General features: G+C 70.5%; 20 protein-coding genes and 2 pseudogenes (1 of these 22 running past the window's edge). 20 read left to right on the top strand and 2 right to left on the bottom strand.

All coding sequences use genetic code 11. The annotated features are described in order from the left end of the window. The first annotated feature begins 25 nt into the window (after window positions 1-25). Window positions 26-1,240 carry a methionine adenosyltransferase gene (gene metK, locus ACLBYD_RS09095; RefSeq protein ID WP_016691682.1) on the top strand — a complete coding sequence of 405 codons (1,215 nt, stop codon included), beginning with the start codon at window positions 26-28 and terminating at the stop codon, window positions 1,238-1,240. Window positions 1,241-1,257: 17 nt separating this feature from the next. Then, a complete protein-coding gene (locus ACLBYD_RS09090; RefSeq protein WP_447816166.1) occupies window positions 1,258-3,276 on the top strand; it encodes a primosomal protein N' in 2,019 nt (672 codons plus the stop codon). Window positions 3,277-3,313: 37 nt separating this feature from the next. On the opposite strand, the gene ACLBYD_RS09085 is transcribed toward ACLBYD_RS09090, so the two are convergent. Then, window positions 3,314-4,015 (bottom strand): hemerythrin domain-containing protein, encoded by a 702-nt coding sequence (locus tag ACLBYD_RS09085; protein ID WP_447816164.1) that lies wholly within the window; start codon window positions 4,013-4,015, stop codon window positions 3,314-3,316. Between the two features lie 286 nt (window positions 4,016-4,301). Between ACLBYD_RS09085 and ACLBYD_RS09080 the strand changes: the two genes are divergently transcribed. The 9 genes and pseudogenes from ACLBYD_RS09080 (at window position 4,302) to ACLBYD_RS09040 (ending at window position 14,473) form a co-directional block, all read left to right on the top strand. After that, window positions 4,302-5,333: an esterase/lipase family protein gene (locus tag ACLBYD_RS09080; RefSeq protein ID WP_447816163.1), complete on the top strand. Its 1,032-nt coding sequence runs from the start codon at window positions 4,302-4,304 to the stop codon at window positions 5,331-5,333. Between the two features lie 183 nt (window positions 5,334-5,516). Next, the gene (fmt, locus tag ACLBYD_RS09075; RefSeq protein WP_447816162.1) at window positions 5,517-6,437 is read left to right on the top strand and encodes a methionyl-tRNA formyltransferase; all 921 of its coding nucleotides are present in this window, start codon (window positions 5,517-5,519) and stop codon (window positions 6,435-6,437) included. Further along, window positions 6,434-7,915, top strand: a complete 1,482-nt coding sequence (locus ACLBYD_RS09070; protein ID WP_447816161.1) for an RsmB/NOP family class I SAM-dependent RNA methyltransferase — start codon at window positions 6,434-6,436, stop codon at window positions 7,913-7,915. Before fmt ends, ACLBYD_RS09070 begins: the two co-directional genes overlap by 4 nt. A gap of 105 nt (window positions 7,916-8,020) precedes the next feature. Then, window positions 8,021-8,440: a hypothetical protein gene (locus ACLBYD_RS09065; protein WP_447816160.1), complete on the top strand. Its 420-nt coding sequence runs from the start codon at window positions 8,021-8,023 to the stop codon at window positions 8,438-8,440. Next, entirely contained in the window at window positions 8,430-10,037 is a 1,608-nt protein-coding gene (locus tag ACLBYD_RS09060) for a sensor histidine kinase (protein WP_447816159.1), read from the top strand. Before ACLBYD_RS09065 ends, ACLBYD_RS09060 begins: the two co-directional genes overlap by 11 nt. Beyond that, entirely contained in the window at window positions 10,034-10,696 is a 663-nt protein-coding gene (locus ACLBYD_RS09055; protein ID WP_060653230.1) for a response regulator transcription factor, read from the top strand. The genes ACLBYD_RS09060 and ACLBYD_RS09055 overlap by 4 nt, the downstream gene beginning before the upstream one ends. After that, a complete protein-coding gene (locus ACLBYD_RS09050) occupies window positions 10,693-12,195 on the top strand; it encodes an SLC13 family permease (protein WP_447816158.1) in 1,503 nt (500 codons plus the stop codon). The genes ACLBYD_RS09055 and ACLBYD_RS09050 overlap by 4 nt, the downstream gene beginning before the upstream one ends. 64 nt (window positions 12,196-12,259) lie before the next feature. Beyond that, window positions 12,260-13,498: a glycerate kinase family protein gene (locus ACLBYD_RS09045; protein ID WP_447816157.1), complete on the top strand. Its 1,239-nt coding sequence runs from the start codon at window positions 12,260-12,262 to the stop codon at window positions 13,496-13,498. A gap of 47 nt (window positions 13,499-13,545) precedes the next feature. Then, window positions 13,546-14,473 (top strand): annotated as a pseudogene (locus ACLBYD_RS09040) (1-phosphofructokinase family hexose kinase). A 31-nt stretch (window positions 14,474-14,504) separates the two neighbouring features. On the opposite strand, the gene ACLBYD_RS09035 reads toward ACLBYD_RS09040, so the two are convergent. Then, a complete protein-coding gene (locus ACLBYD_RS09035; RefSeq protein WP_447816228.1) occupies window positions 14,505-14,798 on the bottom strand; it encodes a VOC family protein in 294 nt (97 codons plus the stop codon). Between the two features lie 425 nt (window positions 14,799-15,223). On the opposite strand from ACLBYD_RS09035, the gene rpe reads away from it, so the two are divergent. The 9 genes and pseudogenes from rpe to ACLBYD_RS08990 form a co-directional block, all read left to right on the top strand. After that, the gene (gene rpe / locus ACLBYD_RS09030; RefSeq protein ID WP_060653315.1) at window positions 15,224-15,907 is read left to right on the top strand and encodes a ribulose-phosphate 3-epimerase; all 684 of its coding nucleotides are present in this window, start codon (window positions 15,224-15,226) and stop codon (window positions 15,905-15,907) included. Beyond that, window positions 15,904-16,923 carry a bifunctional diaminohydroxyphosphoribosylaminopyrimidine deaminase/5-amino-6-(5-phosphoribosylamino)uracil reductase RibD gene (gene ribD / locus ACLBYD_RS09025; protein WP_447816156.1) on the top strand — a complete coding sequence of 340 codons (1,020 nt, stop codon included), beginning with the start codon at window positions 15,904-15,906 and terminating at the stop codon, window positions 16,921-16,923. Before rpe ends, ribD begins: the two co-directional genes overlap by 4 nt. Before the next feature lie 65 nt (window positions 16,924-16,988). Then, entirely contained in the window at window positions 16,989-17,594 is a 606-nt protein-coding gene (locus tag ACLBYD_RS09020; protein WP_060653234.1) for a riboflavin synthase, read from the top strand. 74 nt (window positions 17,595-17,668) lie between these two features. After that, entirely contained in the window at window positions 17,669-18,919 is a 1,251-nt protein-coding gene (locus ACLBYD_RS09015; RefSeq protein WP_447816155.1) for a bifunctional 3,4-dihydroxy-2-butanone-4-phosphate synthase/GTP cyclohydrolase II, read from the top strand. Then, window positions 18,919-19,401 (top strand): 6,7-dimethyl-8-ribityllumazine synthase, encoded by a 483-nt coding sequence (gene ribH, locus ACLBYD_RS09010; protein WP_447816154.1) that lies wholly within the window; start codon window positions 18,919-18,921, stop codon window positions 19,399-19,401. Before ACLBYD_RS09015 ends, ribH begins: the two co-directional genes overlap by 1 nt. Beyond that, window positions 19,398-19,952 carry a PH domain-containing protein gene (locus ACLBYD_RS09005; protein WP_447816153.1) on the top strand — a complete coding sequence of 185 codons (555 nt, stop codon included), beginning with the start codon at window positions 19,398-19,400 and terminating at the stop codon, window positions 19,950-19,952. Before ribH ends, ACLBYD_RS09005 begins: the two co-directional genes overlap by 4 nt. Before the next feature lie 9 nt (window positions 19,953-19,961). Continuing rightward, the gene (uvrC, locus tag ACLBYD_RS09000) at window positions 19,962-22,175 is read left to right on the top strand and encodes an excinuclease ABC subunit UvrC (RefSeq protein WP_447816152.1); all 2,214 of its coding nucleotides are present in this window, start codon (window positions 19,962-19,964) and stop codon (window positions 22,173-22,175) included. A 23-nt stretch (window positions 22,176-22,198) separates the two neighbouring features. Further along, window positions 22,199-23,113 carry an RNase adapter RapZ gene (gene rapZ / locus ACLBYD_RS08995; RefSeq protein WP_447816227.1) on the top strand — a complete coding sequence of 305 codons (915 nt, stop codon included), beginning with the start codon at window positions 22,199-22,201 and terminating at the stop codon, window positions 23,111-23,113. Next, window positions 23,110-23,327: pseudogene (locus tag ACLBYD_RS08990) on the top strand (gluconeogenesis factor YvcK family protein); it runs 858 nt beyond the window's last position. Before rapZ ends, ACLBYD_RS08990 begins: the two are co-directional and overlap by 4 nt.

The following is a 23,327-nucleotide window of genomic DNA, read 5'->3' as shown; positions in this document are numbered from 1 at the left end:
TGGCGCACAGTCGAGAGGGAGTTTCGTGAGTAAGACCGGCGGTCGTCTTTTCACCAGTGAGTCCGTGACCGAAGGGCATCCGGACAAGATCTGTGACGCGATCAGCGACTCGGTTCTCGACGCGCTCCTCACCGAGGATCCTCGTGCCCGGGTAGCAGTGGAAACCCTCGTCACCACGGGCCAGGTGCACGTGGTCGGTGAGGTCACCACCTCGGCATACGCCGACATCCCCAAGATCGTCCGCGATCGGGTGCTCGAGATCGGCTACGACTCGTCGTCGAAGGGCTTCGACGGCAACTCCTGCGGTGTCAACATCGCGATCGGCGCGCAGTCGCCCGAGATCGCCGGCGGCGTCGACGTCTCGCACGAGGCGCGCAGCGGTGTGCTCACCGACGACGAGGTCGCCCGCCAGGGCGCCGGCGACCAGGGCCTGATGTTCGGCTACGCCTGCTCCGATACGCCCGAACTCATGCCGCTGCCGATCTCCCTCGCACATCGCCTGTCGCGCCGGCTCACCGAGGTCCGCAAGTCGGGGGTCCTGCCGTACCTGCGTCCCGACGGCAAGACCCAGGTCACCATCGAATACGACGGCGACAAGCCCGTCCGTCTCGACACGATCGTCATCTCGACGCAGCACGCCGCCGACATCGATCTGAACAACCTGCTCACGCCGGATCTGCGCACCCACGTCGTCGACGCGGTGCTCGCCGACCCGAACCTGGCCGATCTCGACACGGCCGACGTGCGTCTGCTGGTCAACCCGTCCGGATCGTTCGTCCTCGGCGGCCCGATGGGCGACGCCGGCCTCACCGGCCGCAAGATCATCGTCGACACCTACGGCGGCATGGCCCGCCACGGTGGTGGCGCGTTCTCCGGCAAGGATCCGTCGAAGGTCGACCGTTCGGCCGCCTACGCGATGCGCTGGGTCGCCAAGACCGCCGTCGCCGCCGGTCTCGCCGACCGCATCGAGGTGCAGGTCGCCTACGCGATCGGCAAGGCTGCTCCGGTGGGTCTGTTCGTCGAGACCTTCGGCACCGAGAAAACCGACCCGGCCCGCATCCAGCAGGCCATCGGCGAGGTCTTCGACCTGCGCCCGGGCGCGATCATCCGTGACCTCGACCTGCTGCGCCCGATCTACGCGCAGACCGCTGCGTACGGCCACTTCGGCCGTACCGACATCGACCTGCCGTGGGAGAACACCGACCGCGCCGACAAGCTGCGCGCGGCCGCCGGTCTGTAGATTCCGATCGGGCCCGGGTGGCTGCTGATTTCGACGCCGCCGAGGTCGATCCGGTTGCGCGGGTTCTCCCGCTGCTACCGGTTCCGCACCTCGACCGGGAGTTCGACTACCTGATCCCGCGCGACCTGGACGCGGACGCCCGCCCGGGCGTCCGCGTCCGCGTCCGCTTCGCCGGACGTCTCGTCGACGGTTTCCTGCTCGCACGCGCCGCGACGAGCGATCACACCGGCAAGCTCGGCCGACTCGACCGCGTCGTCTCGTCCGAGCAGGTCCTCACGCCCGAGATCGCTGCTCTGGCAGAGGAAGTCGCGACCCGCTATGCCGGGACCCGGGCCGACGTGCTGCGTCTGGCGGTACCTCCGCGACACGCACGTGTCGAAGCCGAGGCGCCGCGCACACCGGAACCTCCGCCTGTTCCGGAGATCGATCCCGCCGCGTGGGGCCGGTACCGGCACGGCGAGAACTTCCTCGAAGCGCTCGGCGGCGGCCGCGCCCCGCGCGCGGCCTGGCAGGCGCTGCCCGGTGAGGACTGGCCCCGACGGCTCGCCGAACTCGCCGCACTGACCCTCGCCTCGGGGAAGGCGGCCGTGCTCGTCGTTCCCGACCAGCGCGACCTCGACCGTCTCGTGAAGGCGTGTGCAGACGTCGCCGGGGCCGATCACGTCGTCGGCCTCGCCGCCGGCCTCGGACCGGCCGAACGGTATCGACGCTGGCTTGCGGCGCTGCGCGGATCCGCGCGCATCGTCGTCGGGACCCGGGCCGCCGTCTTCGCCCCGAACCCCGATCTCGGGCTCCTCGTGGTATGGGACGACGGCGACGACCTGCACTGCGAACCACGGTCCCCGTATCCGCACGCCCGCGAAGTGGCTGCTCTGCGCGCCCACGCGGTCGGTGCCGCCATCGTGATCGCCGGGCACGCCCGCACCGCGGAGACCCAGGCGCTCGTCGAGGCCGGCTGGGCACACGATCTCGTGGCACCCCGCGACGTCGTACGGGCGTGCGCGCCGAAGGTCACGGCCCTCGCCGACAGCGACCACGCACTCGCACGGGATCCGGCCGCGCGTGCCGCGCGACTGCCTGCCATCGCGTTCGCCGCCGCCCGATCCGCCCTCGCGGTCGACCGTCCGGTGCTCGTGCAGGTACCGCGGCGCGGATACGTGCCCGCGCTCGCGTGCGGAAAGTGCCGGGCACCCGCCCGCTGCCGGCACTGCAACGGCCCGCTCGCACTGCCCACGGCGGCCGGTCCCGACGGTGCCGCGATCCCGGCATGCCGCTGGTGCGGTGTCGCCGATGCGCGTCACCGCTGCCACGCGTGCGGTGCGCGTTCGCTGCGGGCCGTGGTGGTCGGGGCGGCTCGCACCGCCGAAGAACTGGGCCGTGCCTTCCCGGGCGTGCCGGTCGTGACCTCCGGCGGCAACGACGTCAAGCACACCGTGCCCGGTTCGGCGTCGCTCGTCGTCTCCACCGTGGGCGCCGAACCCGTCGCCGAGGGCGGTTACGGGGCGGCGCTGCTCCTGGACGGGTGGGCCCTGCTCGGCCGTGCCGATCTGCGCGCCACCGAGGAGACGATGCGCCGCTGGCTCACCGCATCGGCGCTCGTACGGTCGTTCGCCGACGGGGGACAGGTCGTGGTCGTCGCCGATTCCGGGATCCCCACCGTGCAGGCGCTCGTGCGTTGGGATCCCGTGGGACACGCCCAGTCCGAGGTCTCCGAACGAGCCGAGGTCGGTTTCCCGCCCGCGGTCCACATGGCCGCGATCGATGGGTCGTCCGCGGCTGTCGCCGAACTGCTCGAGGCCACACACCTGCCCGATGGAGCCGAGGTGCTCGGGCCCGTGCCGCTACCGCCGGGGCAACGACTGCCGTTCGGATCCGAAGGACCCGAACCGGAGGACGTGCACCGGATGATCGTGCGGGTCGCACGCGAGCGCGGTCGCGCACTCGGTCGCGCCCTGCGCGACGCCCAGGCCACCCGCACGGCGCGTCGCGCGGACGGTCCGCTGCGGGTTCAGGTGGATCCGCCGCGTATCGGCTGACCCGGCCGCGGAGGGGGCGCGGATCTCCGCTGTCGGCCTAGGCCGCTTTCGGAATCGGTTGCGACGGAATGGATGCGGCGTCCGTACCCTTCCACAGCGCCGCGAAGTCGTGGCGATGTCGTATGCCGAGGATGTGCAGCAGGACGAAACGCGGTACGGGCGGCACGAGGTGCACGACGTGATTGCGCGAGGAGTCGTCGAGACCGTCGATGAGCCAGTTCCCTTCCTTGCCGAGCTGCTGCATCCCCTTCGGCTCGATATTGAACTCCTGGTCCCACGCGCGCCACTGCGCGTCGGTGATGCTGGTCGAGACCAGTGGCATCATCTCCCGCTCCTCACGTTCGAGATGGGGGAGCAGAACCTCGGACAAGCGGGACAGTGCTGCACCGAGTGCTTCGCCGGAGCCGGGGTGGTCGGCGCGGAAATCGCGTGCCGCCTCCTCGACTGTGACGATCGCAGGCTCGATGGTGCGGTGGTCGGCGTTCATCCTCTCCACGAGCGGTGCCGCGTCGGGATTGCACTGCACCACACGCGGATAGAGCCCACGGTCCTCGGACTCGTGGTGATGGTGAAGGAAATCCATCATCCACAACACGTGGTCGGCGAGAGCCACTCGGTGGGTCTCCTGCCATGTCTTCGTCGAGGTGGCGACCTCGATGCGGAGGAGGTCGCGGCGGAGGGCGGAGTGCACGATTCCCATGATTCGGGTATCGGCGGGTCCGTCGGGATCGGTGATCATGACGACTCCCGGGGATCGACGAGCAACGAGACCTGCGGAGCGCAGGCCGGAATCTGCGAGGACGGTGGGGGACACCGTGTTCGCACCGTGGAGTTTCCGTCGACGGAGGCTGTTCCCAGTGTCGATCCGGCATGGACCGAGCGCAAGACCCGTTGGCTGCTGTCGTACATACGGACGACAGCGACACGCGTTGCCGGGGATATTATTTGTCACAGTAACAGAGCCGGTGATTGTGACCGATCTCTTCCGTAGGTGCCGGGGAGGCACAGGAGGAGAGGGCGGACGAATGGGTGCCGGGCGGAGTGTCGGTGGTGTCGTCGGAGCGTGTGTCGTCGCGATGCTGACTGTGGGTGCAGCGGCACTGACTGCGGGCGCAGCGGCGGCGCAGCCGCTCCCGTCCGACGACGGACCGATCCTCGGTCTCGGGGAAGGGTCGTACAGCAGCGTGCCCGTCCCGGCGGGACCGGTGGCCACCGGGCACGCCGAAGCGGCCGAATACGCCGAGAACAACCCCGATGTCGCCCCCGCCGGTAGCAACGACTTCGCGTGCGTGCCGTCCGAGGAGCACCCTCGTCCGGTGGTGCTCGCGCACGGCACCGATTCCAACGCCTACTCCGACTTCGCTGCTCTCTCACCGCTGCTCGCCGCGTCAGGCTGGTGCGTATTCGCCCTGAACTACGGGTTCGCCGACGGTGCCGAGGACTACGGCACGGGCGACATCCGCGTCTCCGCAGCACAGTTCGGTGAGTTCGTCACCGAGGTCCTCGACGCCACCGGTGCGGAGGAGGTCGACGTCGTCGGCTACTCACAGGGAGCCACGGTGGCCCGCTACTACATCAACGAACTCGGGGGTGCCGAGGTCGTCGACCGGTGGGTGGGGATCGCGTCGCCGAGCTACGGAGGCACCTTCTACGGCATCGGGGCCGCCTTCGCCGCGCTGCCCGGAGCGACCGACATCGTCGAGGGCGAGTTCTCCGTCGCCCTCGTGCAGCAGCTTCAGGGGTCGGAACTGCTCACCGAACTCAACACACCCACCGACACCGTGCCCGGCGTGCGCTACACGACCATCGGTAGCGAGGTCGACGAGGTCATCCAGCCCGCCGGCAATGTCGCACTCCATGGTGAGGGCGCCGTCAACCACGTGATCCAGGAGCTGTGCCCGCAGGACCTGACCGGTCACTTCAACATGGTCTACGACCCCTTCTCTCTGCAGCTCGCGCGGCACGCGCTCGACCCCGGCCGGTACGCGATCGGGGAGTGCACCACCGTCGCGCTCGGCACCGGTATCCCCGAACTGATCCTCCAGTCCAACACCTGAGCTCCACCCCGTTACGGCAGCGACATCGGTGAAGCGGCTACCCGGCGCGGTGATGCAGGTCGCACGACGTCGACTCCCTAGACTGTGAGAGGTCCTCGCCGTCGAAAACTGGAGCAGCATCCGTGAAATCCCCGCACAGTCCACACGCCGCGCACCCCACCTCCTGCTCGGCGGTGCTCTGACATGCGCGTGGTCTTCGCGGGAACACCGGAACCCGCTGTCCCGTCGCTGCTCCGCCTCATCGAGTCACGCCACGAGGTCGTTGCGGTGGTCACCCGCCCCGACACCACCGCCGGTCGCGGCCGGAAGGTCGTGCGATCCGCCGTGGGGCAGATCGCCGACGAACACGGCATCGAGGTCCTCACGCCGCGCTCTCCGCGCGACCCCGAGTTCGTCGCGCGACTGACCGAACTCGCACCCGACTGCTGCCCCGTGGTGGCCTACGGCGCCCTGATCCCGCAGGACGTCCTGGACATCCCTGTGCACGGATGGGTGAACCTCCATTTCTCGCTGCTGCCCGCCTGGCGCGGCGCGGCGCCCGTGCAGGCGGCGATCGCTGCCGGTGACGAGATCACCGGAGCGAGCACCTTCCGGCTCGAGGCCGGCCTCGACACCGGTCCGGTCTACGGCGTCGTCACCGAGACGATCCGTCCCACCGACACCGCCGGCGACCTGCTCGGCCGCCTCGCCGAGGCCGGTGCGACGCTGCTCGAATCCACCCTCGACGGCCTCGAGGACGGCATCCTCACACCCGCACCGCAGCCGGCCGACGGTGTCTCGCACGCCTCCAAGGTCACCGTCGAGGCCGCCCAGGTGCAGTGGACCCTCCCCGCACATGTCGTCGACCGGCGGATCCGCGCCGTCACCCCCGCTCCGGGAGCGTGGACGATGATCGGCGACCTGCGCGTGAAGATCGGTCCCGTGACGGTGACCGACGAGACCCTCGAACCCGGTGAGCTCGACATCCGCAAGGACGGCGTGCTCGTCGGTACCGCTACCACTGCCGTCCGGCTCGGGACGGTGCAACCGCCCGGGAAGAAGGCGATGGCAGCCACGGACTGGGCGCGCGGCGCCCGTCTCGACCCGAAGGTGCGTGCGCGATGAGCGAATCCGGCAGGCCCCCGCGGGGCAAGCGCAATCCCGGAGGACGGAACCCCGCAGGCCGCGGGGGACGCAACGGCGGAGGGAAGCCGAACCGCAATCCGGCGTCCGAACACACCCGCCGACCGTCGAAGCCACCCGCCGACCCCGCTCGCGTCGCCGCGCGGGACGTGCTGCGCGCCGTGCGCGAACGGGACGCCTACGCCAATCTCGTTCTCCCGTCGCTGCTCCGGGAGCGGCATCTCGACGCGCGCGACGCCGCCCTGGCCACCGAACTCACCTACGGCGCGGCCCGCGCGCGAGGCCTGCTGGACGCCGTGATCGCCGACGCCGCGAACCGTCCCGTCGACGAGATCGACGGTGCGCTGCTCGACGTGCTGCGTCTGGGCGCCTACCAGTTGCTGCGCACGCGCGTCGCCCCGCACGCCGCCGTCGCCACGAGCGTCGACCTCGTCCGGGCCGAATTCGGAGCGGGCCGAGCAGGTTTCGTCAACGCGGTGCTTCGTCGTGTGGGTGAGCGTTCGGAGGAGGAGTGGATCACGCTGCTCGCCCCCGACCCGGACCGCGACCCGGTGGGTCACCTGGCCTTCCGGTACGCCCACCCCCTGTGGATCGCGCAGGCGTTCGCCCACGCGCTCGGATCGGATGCCTCCGAACTCGCCGACGTCCTCGCCGCCGACGACGCGCGCCCGATCGTCCACCTCGTCGCCCGCCCCGGGGTCATCACCGCGGAAGAACTCGCGCTCGTCACCGGCGGTGAGATCGGACCGTGGTCGCCCTATGCGGTGCACCTCGAGCACGGCGACCCCGGCCGCCTCGAACCCGTCCGCGAAGGCATGGCCGCGGTCCAGGACGAAGGCAGCCAGCTCGTCGCACGTGCCCTCACCCTCGCACCCCTCATCGGCGAGGACCGGGGCCGCTGGCTCGACCTGTGCGCGGGACCGGGCGGAAAGGCGGCGCTGCTCGGCGCCATCGCCGCGATCGACGGGTTCGCCGTCGACGCGGTCGAACCGGTCGACCACCGCGCGGAACTGGTCCGCAAGACCGCCCGCGACCTGCCGGTGACCGTGCACATCGCCGACGGGCGCGAGCCCGGACTCGAACCGGGCTACGACCGGATCCTCGTGGACGCACCCTGCACGGGACTCGGCGCGTTGCGTCGGCGTCCCGAGGCGCGGTGGCGACGGCAACCCGGCGACGTCGCCGAACTCGTGCGGCTGCAGAAGGAACTGCTCGCATCGGCGATCGGACTGCTGCGTCCCGGTGGTGTGGTGCTCTACTCGACGTGTTCACCGCACGTCTCGGAGACCGTCGCCGTCGTGTCCGACGCGGTGCGCCGCCACGGTGTCGAACAGCTCGACACCCGCGAACTCGTCCCCGGCGTGCCGCAGGTCGGGGAGGGGCCGGGAGTCCAGCTCTGGCCGCACCGCCACGGCACCGACGCCATGTTCATGGCTGCGCTGCGTAAACCCGAGCGCTGATCGCGACCGCCGGACACGGATCGTCGTGTCCGGCGCCGGGGAAGATGAAAGTCTTCTCATCCGGTCTTCACGATCGATTCACTCCGGTGCAGGATGCTGTTCTCCATGCCGGTGATGAAACGCATGCTCGTGATCGCAGCGCTGCTGCTGATCCCGGCGGCCCTCGCGTGGGGGAGCCAGGCCCTGACACGACCGGCGGGCTCCCCCGAGATCGGTGATGCATCGGTCACCGTCTCCGTCGTGCCGACCACGACCGAGCCCGCGGCGCCGTCCCCCGGGGCCGAGGCGCCCGAGGTACGACCCGAACCCGAGCAGGAGTCGGCGTCCGCACCGTCGGTCCCCGACACGCAGACATCCCCGCCTGCCGTCGTTCCGGCCCCGGTTCCCGATCCGGGCTGGTCCGACGTCGCGCGTCAGCCCCTGCCGACCCCTCAGGTCGAGTGGGACGACGACTGGGACGACGACGACCGGGACGACGACGGCGACGACAGCGGGGACGACGCCTGGGACGACGATGACGACTGAGTCCGGGAAGCCGGCCGGGACGCAGCGCACCGGTCACCTTCGCATCCCTCACCCCGGTCGCGGATCCGCGTTCCCTGCCCGGTGGCGCATCCTCAGCTGGATCCTGCTGACCACGGCCGTCGCGCTCGTCGCCGTCGTCGTCACCGCGCGAGTGCTGCTCCTCAACCACGTCGACCGTGACGCGAATGCCGACATCACCCAGGAGATCGAGGAATTCCGGGCATTCGCCGCCGAGGGCGTCGACCCCACCACGACGTTCCCGTTCACCTCCGTGGAGCGGATGCTCGAGGTCTATCTCAACCGCCAGCACACCTCGGAGGGCGAGGTGATCGTCGGCGTCGTCGACGGTTCGCTGCTCTTCGACCGCCGTATCGCGGTGGACCGGCCCGACCTGCCGGCGAACCTCACCGAGGACGGTGTGCTGTTCGAGCGCATCCTCAACGCCCCCACCGGCTCGGGCGTCCACGAGGTGGACGGTGGACAGATGCGCTGGGCCCGCGCCGACGTCACCTCCGGAGACGACCGGGGCGCACTGATCGTCGCCGTGTTCACCGCCGAGCAGCGCGCGAAGGTCGCCGACACCGCCCGCACCATCGGGTTGGTCGCGATCGGTGGCCTCGGTCTCACGGCGATCATCGGCTGGCTGGTCGCGGGGCAGATCCTCGCCCCGATCCGCCAGGTGCGCGAGGTGGCCGCCGCCATCGGCGAGAAGGATCTGACGAGTCGGGTGCCCGTGCACGGACGCGACGACATCGCCGCCTTGGCCCAGACCTTCAACTCGATGCTCGACCGCCTCGAACAGGCCTACACCACGCAGCAGCAGTTCGTCGACGACGCCGGCCACGAACTGCGGACACCGATCACCGTGATCCGCGGGCACCTCGAACTCATGGATCTCGGTCACGCCGACGACGCGACACGCGAGGAGACGATCCGGCTCGTCGAGGACGAACTCGACCGGATGGCGCGGATCGTCACCGACCTGCTCGTCCTCGCCAAGGCCGAGCGCCCCGACTTCGTGCAACGACGACCGGTCGACGTCACCGACCTCATGCTCGACGTCGAGGCCAAGGCGCAGATGCTCGGCACCCGCGACTGGCAGCTCATGGAGATCGCCGAGGGCACGGCCGACATCGACGCCCAACGCGTCACCCAGGCCGTGCTGCAGTACGCGACCAATGCCGTCACTCACACCCACCCTGGGGACGTCATCCAACTCGGATCCGTCTTCGTCGAGCACGACGGCACCGAGCACCTCCGGATCTGGGTCCGGGACACCGGACCCGGGGTCGCACCGGACGACGCGGCACGCATCTTCGAACGCTTCCGCCGCGGACGCACCGTCCCCGGTGACCGGCACGGACCCGCCGCCGAACGAGGCGGGGCGGGTCTCGGACTCGCCATCGTCCGCGCCATCGCCGATGCGCACCACGGCTCGGCCTGGGTCGAGAGCACGGTCGGGCACGGCGCGACCTTCGGCATCGACCTCCCACTACGAGACCCCGCAGGAACCACCGGCACGACCGGCACAGCCGGCACGACCGGCACGACCGGTTCCCCTGGCGCAGCCGACACCCGAAGGATCGCATCGCAGTGAGCAGAATCCTCATCGCCGAAGACGACACCCGCATCACCGCCTTCCTCGAGAAGGGGCTGCGCGCAGCGGGATACACCACCACCGACGCCACCGACGGCGAGACCGCCCTGATGCTCGCTCGCAGCGGCGCCTTCGATCTGGTGATCCTCGACATCGGGTTGCCCCGCATGGACGGCTTCACCGTCCTCGAGAGGCTGCGCGGTGAAGGTGTGCGGACCCCGGTGATCGTGCTGACCGCGCGGGACAGCGTCACCGATACCGTCGCGGGGCTCGAGGGCGGCGCCAACGACTATGTGAGCAAACCGTTCCAGTTCGCCGAACTGCTCGCCCGCATCCGGCTGCGGATCGGCGACAGCAGCTCTGCGGCCGATCCGGCAGCGGTGATCCGCGACGGCGACATGGCCCTGGACCTGCGGGCCCGGCGCGCCGAGATCGCCGGGGAGAGCGTCGATCTCACCAGCCGCGAGTTCGCACTGTTCGAGGTCTTTCTGCGTCACCGCGGGCAGGTGCTCTCCCGCGAACAGATCCTCGGGCACGTGTGGGGATACGACTTCGATCCCGCGTCCAACGTCGTCGACGTCTACGTGCGCGCGCTGCGCAACAAGATCGGGGGAGACCGGGTCGAGACGATCCGCGGAGCGGGGTACCGGTTGCGATGACCTTCCACGCCACCGTCCCGCCGAGCACCGTTGCGCCGCAGCAGCGTCCGCCGCGCAGACACACCGTCCCGACGCCCGGCCGGATCGTCGCGGTCGGGATCCTCGCCGGCACTGTCGGTCTCCTCGTGTATCTCACGCGCACCGACCCCCACCTGACGCCTCCGGCCGCCGTCACCATGATCGTGTTCGCCGTGGCCGTCTGGCTGTGGGTGTTCACGAGGATCGACGACACCTATGTGGCGCTCGGCGCTGCCGCGGCCCTCACGGTCGTCGGTGTCATCGACGCGGAGGCACTGTTCGCGACCCTCGGCGACGACGTCGTGTGGCTCCTGTTGTCCGCCTTCGTGATCGCCTCCGGTGTGGCGTCGTCGGGTCTGGCGACGCGCGGCGCGGCCTTCCTGGTGACGGGGGCGTGCAGCCCGCGGGCGCTCGTGCACCTGGTGACGGCCGCGCTGATCGTCACCGCGTTCGCGGTCCCGTCGACCTCCGGTCGCGCCGCGCTGGTGCTCCCGGTGTTCGTGGCGCTCGCGACGGTCCTCGCCGACCGGCCACGACTGGTGCGGGCACTCGCGTTGCTCTTCCCCACGGTGATCCTGCTGTCGGCGGTGGCGTCGCTGCTCGGCGCCGGCGCTCACCTGATCACCTCGCAGATCCTGGTCACCGCGACCGGCACCGGATTCGACTTCGCGACCTGGATGATCCTCGGCCTGCCGCTGGCGATCGTCTCGTCGCACGCCGCCGCCGAGCTGGTGCTGCTGCTGTTCACCTCCGCCGACGATCGGCGCGGACGTCTCACCGTCACCGCCGCCGACATCGGTGCGCAGACCGACACCCCGGTCTCCGGGCCGCTCTCCGTCGCCGAATCCCGCGCCGCACTCCTGCTGGCCGTGGTGATGGTGCTGTGGTGCACCGAACCCGTCCATGGCATCCACCCGGCGGTGGTGGCGCTGCTCGGTGCGCTCGTCGCGACCTCCCCGCGGTACGGCTCCGTGCGCCTCGCGCCCGCACTGAAGACCGTGCCGTGGCCCCTGCTGCTGTTCATGGCAGCGACGCTGTCGATCGGTACCGCGCTGACGACGAGCGGTGCGGCGGACTGGCTCGCATCGACGGCCTTCGGTCCGCTGACCTCGCGCGGAGAAGGTGCCGGTCCGTTGTTCGTGATCGTCGTGGTCGTGATCTCGACCGCGGCGCACCTGGTCATCCAGTCGCGCTCGGCCCGCTCCGCCGTTCTCGTTCCCGTGGTGGTGGCACTCGCGCCGAGCGTCGGTGTCGATCCGCTCGCCGCGGCCTTCGTCTCGACGGCCGCCGCAGGCTTCTGCCACACCCTGCCGTCGTCGGCCAAGCCCGTGACGCTGTTCGCGGACGTGCCCGGCACCCCCACCTACTCGACCTCGGATCTGCTGCGCCTGGCGGCGTGGCTGGGTCCGCTCCTCGCCGCGCTGGTCCTGCTGTTCGCGTGGTTCGTCTGGCCGCTGCTCGGCCTGTCGCTGTTCGTCTGATCCCTGTTCCGTTCCCCCCGTTGTCCCGTTCCACGGTCTGTCCCGTTCCACGATCGGAGTCGTCATGGCGTTGAAGGTTCCTCATCGCGTGCTCGTCGCACCCAGCGGTTTCAAGGAGAGTCTCGACGCGCCCGGCGTCGCCGCCGCGATCGGTGCGGGAGTCCGCCGGGCTCTGCCGTGCGCCGCCGTCGACCTCGTGCCCGTTCCGGACGGTGGGGAGGGCACCGCCGAGATCCTCGCCGAGGCCACCGGCGGCACGCTCGTCCCGGTCACCGTGACCGGTCCCGTCGGCGAGCCGGTGCGGGCGAGCTGGGCGCGTCTCGGCGGTGCCACCCGCGGGACGGCGGTCGTCGAGATGGCCTCGGCCGCCGGCCTGCGCCTCGTACCCGCCGATCGCCGTGATCCCGGTGCCACCACCACCCGCGGGGTCGGTGAACTTATTGCCGCGGCACTCGACGACGGCATCCGCCGCATCGTCATCGGCTGCGGCGACTCGGGCACCAGCGACGGCGGAGCCGGGGCACTGCAAGCACTCGGCGCCCGGATCCTCGACGCCGACAGCCACGAACTGCCCGACGGGGGACGGCACCTCGCGCGCGCCGCGCGTCTCGATCTCGACGATCTGCACCCGGCGCTCGCCGACACCGAGATCGTCCTGGCCTGCAACGTCCACAACGTCCTGTGCGGGCCGACCGGCGTCGCTCGGGTCTTCGGCCCGCAGAAGGGTGCGACACCCGCGCAGGTTGAAGAGCTGTCCACTGCTCTGGAGCGTTGGGCGAAGGTGCTCGAGCGGGACGGGCGGGCACACGGGCTGGATGTGCGGTTCGGGGCGGGCACCGGCGCTTCAGGCGGCCTCGGTGCCGGTCTGGCCGCGGGCATCGGCGCCCGGATCGCCTCCCGGTTCGATGTGCTGCTCGACAGCGGCCTGTCAGGTATCGATCTCGACTCCCTGATCGCGCGTGCCGACCTGATCATCACCGCCGAGGGCAGCATCGACTTCCAGACCCCGCGCGGCAAGGTACCTGCGGAGGTCGCCCGCCGCGCCCAGCGTGCGGGCGTTCCGGTGCTCGCCATCGCCGGATCGCTCGGCGAGGGGGCGCGCGATGTCCACGACGTCGGGATCGGCGCGATCGCGTCGATCATCCCCGTCCCGATGCGTCTCGAGGACGCCGTCGCCAACGGTCACGACCTGCTCGTCGACGCCGCGGCGCGGTCCATGCGTCTGCTGATGCTCGGCTCCGCCGTGGCGAGTCGCAGCAAGGGCCGGGCGAAGAAGCGCAAGCACCGGGCGCCGGCGGCGTGACCAGAAGTTCCGCGCGCCGGCGGGTGGGTCCGAATAGGGTTCCGGTCATGCCCGAGATCGTCACCCTGACCATGAACCCGGCACTCGACGTCACGACCTTCACCGACGCGGTGGTGCCCACCCGCAAGCTCCGCTGCGACGAGCCGTTCTACGACGCCGGCGGGGGAGGAGTGAACGTCGCGAAGGTCGCGCGCGTGCTCGGTGCCTCGGCTGCTGCCGTCTATCCGGCCGGTGGTGCGCGGGGTGAACAGATGAGCGGTCTGCTCGACGACGACGATGTCGAGGAACACATCGTCCCCATCGCCGGGTCCACCCGCGAGTGCTTCACGGCGATCGACCGTCGCAGCGGTCAGGAATACCGTTTCGTCACACCCGGTCCCGAGCTGACGGACGAGGAGCAGGAACGCTGCCTCACGACGCTCGAGAAGGTCGCCGAAGGAGCGAAGTACGTGGTGGCGAGCGGCAGCTTCCCGCCCGGTGTACCCGGCACGTTCGTCCGACGCATCGCCGCGGCGGCGCACGAGGCCGGCGCGCGGTTCGTCCTCGACTCGTCGGGCGATGCGCTGACCAGCATCGATTCGGGTGCCTACCTCGTCAAACCGAGCCTGGACGAGTTGTGCGAGTGGACCGGGCGGGAGCTGGCCACCGACGACGAGCAGATCGCGGCCGCGCGCGAACTCGTCACCTCCGGTGTCACGGAGATCGTGGTCGTCTCGCTCGGCGCAGACGGGGCGATCATGGCGACCGCCGACGAGGCCGTGCGGGTGCCGGCCCTGGCGGCCAAGGTGCGCAGCGCCGNNNGCCGGCGACAGCATGGTCGCCGGACTCGTCGTCGGACTGCTGCAGGAACGATCGTTGCGGGACGCGCTTGCTCTCGGGATCGCCTGCGGCACCGCGGCACTGCTCACCGCCGGAAGCCACGTCTGCCACCGCGAGGACATCGATCGTTTCGACGCCCTCGCCCGCGTGGTCTGACGACCCGCGGCACCGGTCCGACAACCGCCGGTCACACCGCGCGAGACCGTGGATCCCGCAGGGTACGAACGGCTTCGGTGAGTGTCGAGTGGATGTACCCGAGCTCCGGACTCGCAACGTTCGACCAGTCCGCCGACTCGTCCGCTGCCGCATCGTCCGTCCACGCGGATGTGTCGGCGCCGGGATCGTGCCGCTGGATCCACCAGAGATTGCCGGACGGATCCGAGAACCGCGCGAGGACATCGCCGAAGAAGTCCGTCGGCCGTGTGACGATCGCCGCGCCGTGCTGCGTGGCGCGTTCGAGGACGGCATCGACGTCGTGCACGTGGACCCGTACGAAGGCGGGGGTGAAGGGCCAGTCCGGTTTCCGGTCGGCGACCACGAGCACGGAGTCGCCGACCCGCACCTCCGAGTGGAGGAGGAGCCCGTCGTGGTCGAGGGTGCGCGCTTCGGGCACCTCCTCGGCCTCGAAGACGGCGATGAGGAAGTCGACGAGTTCGGTTGCGCCGTCGGAGATCAGGAAGGTGTCGACGGTGTTCGATCCGTCCGGACGGGGAGGGAGGGATTCGCGGTGATGGAGAGCGGTCACGATGATCCTTTCGGTCGGGTGACTGCCAGCCTTCCGGGTATTACGGCCACTTGATGGCACCAATGCGCCCGAGATCGGAAATTCCCGGCCGGGTTCGGCTGCGTGCGGCGGGTGCGACGCAGGTCCGACCCGGTGGAGGGCGCCGACTAGACTCGTCGGTTGTGGCCCACCCGATGATCGCTCCGTCCATCCTGTCCGCGGATTTCGCTCGTCTCGCCGACGAGGCGCAGGCCGTCGCCGGTGCCGACTGGCTCCACGTCGACGTCATGGACGCCCATTTCGTTCCGAACCTGACGCTCGGTCTCCCGGTCGTCGAGTCGCTGCTGAAGGCGACCGACATCCCGCTCGACTGTCACCTGATGATCGAGAACCCCGGTCGATGGGCTCCGCCCTACGCCGAAGCCGGTGCCCACAACGTCACCTTCCACGCGGAGGCGACCGACGACCCGGTCGCCGTGGCCCGCGACATCCGCGCGGCCGGCGGCAAGGCAGGGCTGTCCGTCAAGCCCGGCACCCCCATCGAGCCCTATCTCGAGATCCTGAAGGAATTCGACACGCTGCTCGTCATGAGCGTCGAGCCTGGCTTCGGTGGTCAGTCCTTCATCCCGGACGTCCTCGACAAGGCCCGTCAGGTGCGTCGTCTGGTCGACTCGGGTGAACTGCGTCTGCTCGTCGAGATCGACGGTGGCATCAACACCGACACCATCGAGGCCGCCGCGGAAGCGGGTGTGGACTGCTTCGTCGCTGGGTCCGCCGTCTACGGCGCCGCCGATCCCGGTGAGGCGGTCCGCAAACTGCGGGCGCAGGCCGGGGCTGCGTCCCCGCACCTGACGCTCGCGCCGTGACCGCACCCGAGATCGCCGAAGCCCTCCAGTTCGCGCTCGACGCCTCGGAGGCCGTGCGGGGCACGACCAGCCCCAACCCACCTGTCGGAGCGGTGATCCTCGACGCGGACGGCGCGGTGGCAGGTGTCGGGGCCACCGCACCACCCGGCGGTCCACACGCGGAGGTCCGGGCACTCGAGGCCGCGGGCGAATGCGCGCGCGGCGGAACCGCCGTCGTCACCCTCGAACCGTGCAACCACACCGGCCGCACCGGCCCGTGCGCGCAGGCCCTCATCGAGGCGGGGATCGCGACGGTGTACTACTCCGTCGCCGATCCGAATCCCGTCGCCGGGGGAGGCGCCGACACCCTCCGTGCCGCGGGCATCACCGTGCATCCCGGTCTCGGTGCCGAGGCCGTCGCCCGCGGCCCGCTGCGGGCATGGCTGCACCGGCAACACACCGGCCGGCCGCACGTGACGTGGAAGTACGCCGCGTCGATGGACGGTCGCAGCGCGGCCGCCGACGGCACGAGCAAGTGGATCTCCGGTCCCGAATCGCGTGCTCGCGTGCACGACCAGCGCAGCCGGCTCGACGCCATCATCGTCGGAACCGGCACCGTCCTCACCGACGACCCGTGGTTGACCGCCCGTCTGCCCGACGGCGAACTCGCGCCGCACCAGCCGCTGAGGGTCGTCATCGGTATGCGTGAGATCCCCACCTCCGCAAGGGTTCTCGACGACGCGGCGCCGACGCTGGTGCTGCGCACCCACGACATCGGGGAGGTGCTCGACGCGCTCGGCGATCGACCCGACGTGCTGCTCGAAGGCGGCCCCCGGCTCGCGGGCGCCTTCCTCGCAGCGGGCTGCGTCGACCGCATCCAGGCCTACCTGGCGCCCGTCGTGCTCGGAGCCGGCGAGGCCGCCGTGGAGGACGCCGGGGTGGGCACGATCTCCGACGCGCTACGGTTCCGCCGGGAACGGGTCGAGACCGTCGGCTCGGACATTCTGTTGACACTCGTCCCGGACCGGGACAACTGACACTCGTCCCGGACCGGGACAACCGAATCGGACCCGGTCGCGGATCGGGAGCTAAGGAGCGGAACATGTTCACCGGCATAGTCGAGGAACTCGGTGAGATCGTCGCGAAGGAGGACCTCGCCGACGCGGCACGCTTCACCGTGCGCGGACCGCTGGTCACCTCCGACGCCAAGCACGGCGATTCGATCGCGGTCAACGGGGTGTGCCTGACGGTCGTCGACGTCCTCGACGGCGGGTCCTTCACCGCCGATGTGATGCAGGAGACGCTGAACCGGTCGTCGCTCGGACAACTCACGCTCGGCAGCTCCGTCAACCTCGAACGCGCCGCCGCGCTGAACAGCCGCCTCGGCGGCCACCTCGTGCAGGGCCACGTCGACGCCACCGGCGCCGTCGTCTCCCGCACACCCTCGGAGAACTGGACCGTGGTGCGCATCTCGCTCCCGGCCGAAATCTCCCGCTACGTCGTCGAAAAGGGATCGATCACCGTCGACGGTGTCTCGTTGACGGTATCGGGTCTCGGAGGGGAACGCGGGGAGGAGTGGTTCGAGATCTCGCTCATCCCGACCACCCTGTCGCTGACGACGCTCGGCACCGCCGAGCCGGGCACCCTCGTCAACCTCGAGGTCGACGTGATCGCCAAGTACGTGGAGCGCCTGCAGAACGCGCGCTGACGCGTCGTACTGTGGAGATCGACAGTGGACGCGGAGCACGAGTCGTCCGGATACGAGAGTTGGAGTCCAGGGAAGTGACGAGGTTCGACACCATCGAGCGCGCGGTCGCCGACATCGCCGCCGGTAAGGCGGTCGTCGTGGTCGACGACGAAGACCGTGAAAACGAGGGCGACCTCATCTTCGCCGCGGAGAAGGCAACGCCGGAACTCGTGGCGTTCATGGTCCGCTACACATCCGGGTACCTGTGCGTGCCCCTGGACGGCGAGGACTGCGACCGTCTCGGTCTGCCTCCCATGTACAGCGTCAACCAGGACAAGCACGGCACCGCCTACACGGTCACCGTCGACGCGAGGGAAGGCATCGGCACGGGTATCTCCGCGTCCGACCGCGCCGCCACCATGCGGCTGCTCGCCGACCCGAACTCCACCGCCCAGGACTTCACGCGTCCCGGTCACGTGGTGCCGCTGCGCGCCAAGGAGGGCGGCGTCCTGCGCCGGCCCGGGCACACCGAGGCCGCCGTCGACCTCGCGCGCATGGCCGACCTGCGACCGGCCGGCGTCATCTGCGAGATCGTCTCGCAGAAGGACGAAGGCGAGATGGCGCGCACCGACGAACTGCGGGTCTTCGCCGACGAACACGAACTCGCCCTGATCTCGATCGCGGATCTCATCGCGTGGCGCCGCAAGCACGAGAAGCACGTCGTGCGCGTCGCCGAGGCCCGCATCCCCACCCGGCACGGCGACTTCACGGCCGTCGGCTACCAGAGCATCTACGACGAGGTCGAACACGTCGCGCTCGTCCGCGGCGACATCGCCGGCCCGGACGGCGACGGCTCCGACGTGCTCGTGCGCGTGCACTCCGAATGCCTGACCGGCGACGTCTTCGGGTCGCTGCGCTGCGACTGCGGTCCGCAGCTCGACGCCGCCCTCGAGATGGTGGCCGAGGAAGGCCGCGGCGTCGTGCTCTACATGCGCGGCCACGAGGGACGCGGCATCGGCCTGATGCACAAGCTGCAGGCCTACCAGCTGCAGGACTCCGGCTCCGACACCGTCGACGCCAACCTGCAACTCGGCCTGCCCGCCGACGCCCGCGACTACGGCATCGGCGCTCAGATCCTCGTCGACCTCGGTATCTCGTCGATGCGGCTGCTGACCAACAACCCGGCCAAGCGCGTCGGTCTCGACGGCTACGGCCTGCAGATCACCGAGCGTGTCCCGATGCCGTTGCGCGCGAACCGCGAGAACATCTCGTACCTGCGCACCAAGCGCGATCGCATGGGCCACGACCTGATCGGTCTCGACGAGTTCGACGAGGGAGACGCCTGATGAGCGGCGAAGGCCTGCCCGACCTGCAGCTCGCGGACGCCGCAGGGCTGAGCCTCGCGATCGTCGCCGGTCGCTGGCACACCGAGATCTCCGACGCCCTCATCGCCGGCGCACAGCGTGTCGCCGAACAGGCGGGCGTCACCGACGTCACCCTCGAGCGGGTCGCCGGAGCGATCGAGCTTCCCGTCGTCGCGCAGCAGCTCGCCCGCACCCACGACGCGGTCGTCGCGCTCGGCGTGGTGATCCGCGGCGGCACGCCGCACTTCGAGTACGTGTGCGAGGCCGTGACCTACGGCCTCACCCGGATCGCGCTCGACGAGGGCACCCCGGTGGGCAACGGTGTCCTCACCACCGACACCGAACAGCAGGCCCGCGACCGCGCCGGTCTGCCCGGCTCCGCGGAGGACAAGGGCGGCCAGGCCTGCGCGGCCGCGCTCGACACCGCCGTGACCCTGCGGCGGCTGCGGAAGGCGGCGCGTTGACCCGCGACGAGACCGGCTGGGATCTCGAGGTACGCCCGGAGAAGATGCGGCGCTGGGTCGTCGTAGCGGCGGTCGTCGTCATGGCCATCCACATCTTCGCGGCGCTCGTGCTCCGCGGGGGCGGCGACACCGGCGTGAACCTGCGGGTCGTCGACCAGATCGCGATCCTCGCCATCGGTGTCGTGCTCACCGGAGGCGTCCTGCTGTTCACCCGCCCACGGCTGCGGGCGGGGGCCGACGGCGTCTCCGTCCGCAACGTGGTCGCCGAACGACACATCCCGTGGACCGACGTGCGCGGGCTGTTCTTCGACCACGGCGCCCCCTGGGCCCGCCTCGAGCTGCCGTTCGACGAGTACGTGCCCGTCGTCGCCATCCAGGCGCGCGACGGGGAACGCGCTGTGGACGCGCTCGAGCGTTTCCGCGAACTGGAGTCCCGCTACACCGGCGGAGCCGTCAGCGACAACGACGACGGCGGAGCCGTCAGCGACAACAACGACGGCGGAGCCGTCAGACGCAACGACGACGGCGGAGCCGTCAGGGGCGACGACTAGCCTGGACCTGTGCCCGACCCCTCGACATATCGCCCAGCCCCCGGTTCCATTCCCACGGAGCCGGGGGTCTACAAGTTCCGCGACCCGCACGGCCGGGTCGTCTACGTCGGCAAGGCGAAGAATCTCCGGTCCCGCCTGAACTCGTACTTCGCCGACATCGCCTCGCTGCATCCGCGCACCCGTCAGATGGTGACCACCGCGGGCCGGGTCGAGTGGACGGTGGTGCGCACCGAGGTCGAGGCACTCCAACTCGAGTACAACTGGATCAAGGAGTTCGATCCGCGGTTCAACGTCCGCTACCGCGACGACAAGACGTACCCGATGCTCGCGGTCACGTTGAACGAGGAATATCCCCGCCTGTTCGTCTATCGCGGGCCGCGCCGCAAGGGCGTGCGCTATTTCGGTCCCTACTCGCACGCCTGGGCGATCCGCGAGACCCTCGACCTGCTGCTGCGGGTGTTCCCGTCGCGCACGTGCTCGGCCGGGGTCTTCAAGCGGCACGCGCAGATCGGCCGCCCGTGCCTGCTCGGCTACATCGACAAGTGCTCCGCGCCGTGCGTCGGACGCGTCTCCGCCGACGAACATCGCCGCATCGTCGAGGACTTCTGCGACTTCCTCGCCGGTCGCACCGACAAGCTCGTCCGCGATGTCGAGAAGCGGATGCAGGCCGCCGCGGAGGAACTCGACTTCGAGACCGCAGCTCGCCTGCGCGACGATCTGGGTGCGCTGCGCAAGGCCCTCGAGAAGCAGGCCGTCGTGCTCGGCGACGGCACCGACGCCGACCTCGTGGCGTTCGCGGGCGACGACCTCGAGGTGGCCGTCCAGGTCTTCCATGTGCGCGGCGGTCGCGTGCGGGGTCAGCGGGGCTGGGTCGTCGAGAAGTCCGGCGACGTGCTCGACCGTCCCGAGGACCGCGACGTCGAAGGCGTCGAGGCCGCCGAGGGGACCGACGACGCCGAAGAACTCTCGCTGCTCGTCGAACAGTTCCTCACCCAGTTCTACGGCGAGGAGGCCGCGCTCGGCACCGACGACGCGGACGCCACCAGCGCCGTGCCGCGCGAGGTGCTCGTCCCCGCCCTGCCGCCCGACCCGGACGAGATGAGCCGCTGGCTCGGGCGTCTGCGCGGCGGTCCCGTGCGTCTGCGCATCCCGCAGCGCGGCGACAAGAAGGCACTGGCCGACACGGTCGAGCGCAACGCCAAGGAAGCACTCGCCCAGCACAAGCTGCGGCGCGCGGGCGACTTCAATGCCCGATCGGCGGCGTTGCAGGGCATCCAGGACGCCCTCGACCTCGACTCGGCGCCGCTGCGTATCGAGTGTGTCGACATCAGCCACGTGCAGGGCACCGACGTCGTCGCATCGCTGGTCGTCTTCGAGGACGGGCTGCCCCGCAAGTCCGACTACCGGCACTACGCCATCAAGCACGCCGCCGGCGACGGGCACTCCGACGACGTCGCCTCGATCGCCGAGGTCACCCGCCGGCGTTTCCTCCGCCACAACCGCGACCTCGCCCGACAGGCCGATTCGGACGGATCCGTTCCGGAGGGCGGCGACGGCGGGGACCTCGCGCCCGAAGCAGCACTGGACCCGGCGACGGGCCGTCCGCGCCGGTTCGCCTACCCGCCGAACCTGTTCGTCGTCGACGGTGGTGCGCCGCAGGTCGCGGCCGCGGCCGAGGTCCTCGACGAACTCGGCATCACGGATGTCGCGGTCGTCGGGCTCGCGAAGCGTCTCGAGGAGGTGTGGGTGCCGGGGGAGGAGGACCCGGTGATCCTTCCGCGCACCAGCGAGTCGCTGTTCCTGCTGCAGCGCATCCGCGACGAGGCACACCGTTTCGCGATCACCTACCACCGCAGCAAGCGGTCCAAGCGCATGACCGCCTCCGCTCTCGACGGGGTCCGTGGACTCGGCGACACCCGACGCAAGGCGCTCGTCACCCACTTCGGGTCGGTCGCGCGGCTACGCGAGGCGAGCGTCGAGGAGATCACCGCGGTGCCCGGGATCGGGCAGGCCACGGCGAAAGCCGTCCTCGCGGCGCTGCGGGGCGACGTACCGGCTCCGGCCGAGTCGCCGCAGGACACCGACGCCCCGACCGTCGCGGATGCGAGCGATCCGGCTGCGGCACCTGCGGGTGACCCGACTGCCGCGGATGCGGGCGACACGCCGGTAGGCGATGATGGCTCCGTCGGCGTGTCGGGAGTACGAGCGGAGTCGGAACAGTGACCGAAGTGGGTCGGATCCCGGGGATGGCGGACGGTTCGGAACAGGGTGTCGACGGGGAACGGCCGGCGCAGGCCGAGGTCATCGTCGTCACCGGCCTGTCCGGAGCCGGACTGAGTACTGCGGCGACCGCCCTCGAGGATCTCGGGTGGTACGTCGCGGAGAACCTCCCGCCCCAGTTGGTGCTGTCGATGATCGATCTCGCGGTGCAGGCCGAACCTCCGCTGCAACGCCTCGCCGTGGTGATGGACGTGCGCAGCCGGTTGTTCACCGGCGACCTCGAACGCGTGGTCACCGATCTGGCGGTCCGCCCGGTCAACACCCGGGTGCTCTTCCTCGAAGCCGCCGACTCGGTGCTCGTCCGGCGGTTCGAGCAGGTACGCCGCAGCCATCCGCTGCAGTCCGACACGGCCGACCGCACGCTCACCGACGGCATCGCCGTCGAACGCGAGCAGCTCGCTCCCGTCAAGGCCGCGGCCGACCTCGTCATCGACACGTCCGCGCTGTCCGGGCCCGATCTGCGTCGCAAGATCGATGCGGCCTTCGGCGACGCCGCATCCGACACCATCCGGGTGACCGTGGAGTCGTTCGGCTTCAAGTACGGCCTGCCCATGGATTCCGACGTCGTGTGCGACGTGCGGTTCCTGCCGAACCCCCACTGGATCGCCGAACTGCGGCCGCACACCGGGCAGGACGCGGCGGTGCGCGACTATGTACTCTCCCGCGACGGTGCCGAGGACTATCTCGCCACCTATCACCGGCTGCTCGATCTGACGACCGCCGGTTACCGTCGGGAGGGGAAGCGCTACATGACGATTGCAGTGGGCTGCACCGGAGGGAAACACCGGAGCGTGGCGATGGCCGAGGCCCTCGCCGCACGCCTCGAGCAGGCACCGGATCTGACGGTGAACGTGGTGCACCGGGATCTGGGGCGCGAGTGAACGCCGCCGAGACTCCCGACTCCGACAGCACGCCGTACTCCGAGAGCGCTCCGAGCTCCGGGGCGGTCCCCGGCCCCGCGATCACCGCTCTCGGTGGCGGACACGGCCTGTACGCGACGCTCAGTGCCGTCCGGCGCCTCACCGACCGGGTCACCGCCGTGGTGACCGTCGCCGACGACGGAGGGTCCTCGGGACGGCTGCGCGCCGAACTCGG

Source organism: Rhodococcus sp. C26F, from assembly GCF_053345925.1.
This window is presented reverse-complemented; position numbering and strand designations above follow the sequence as displayed.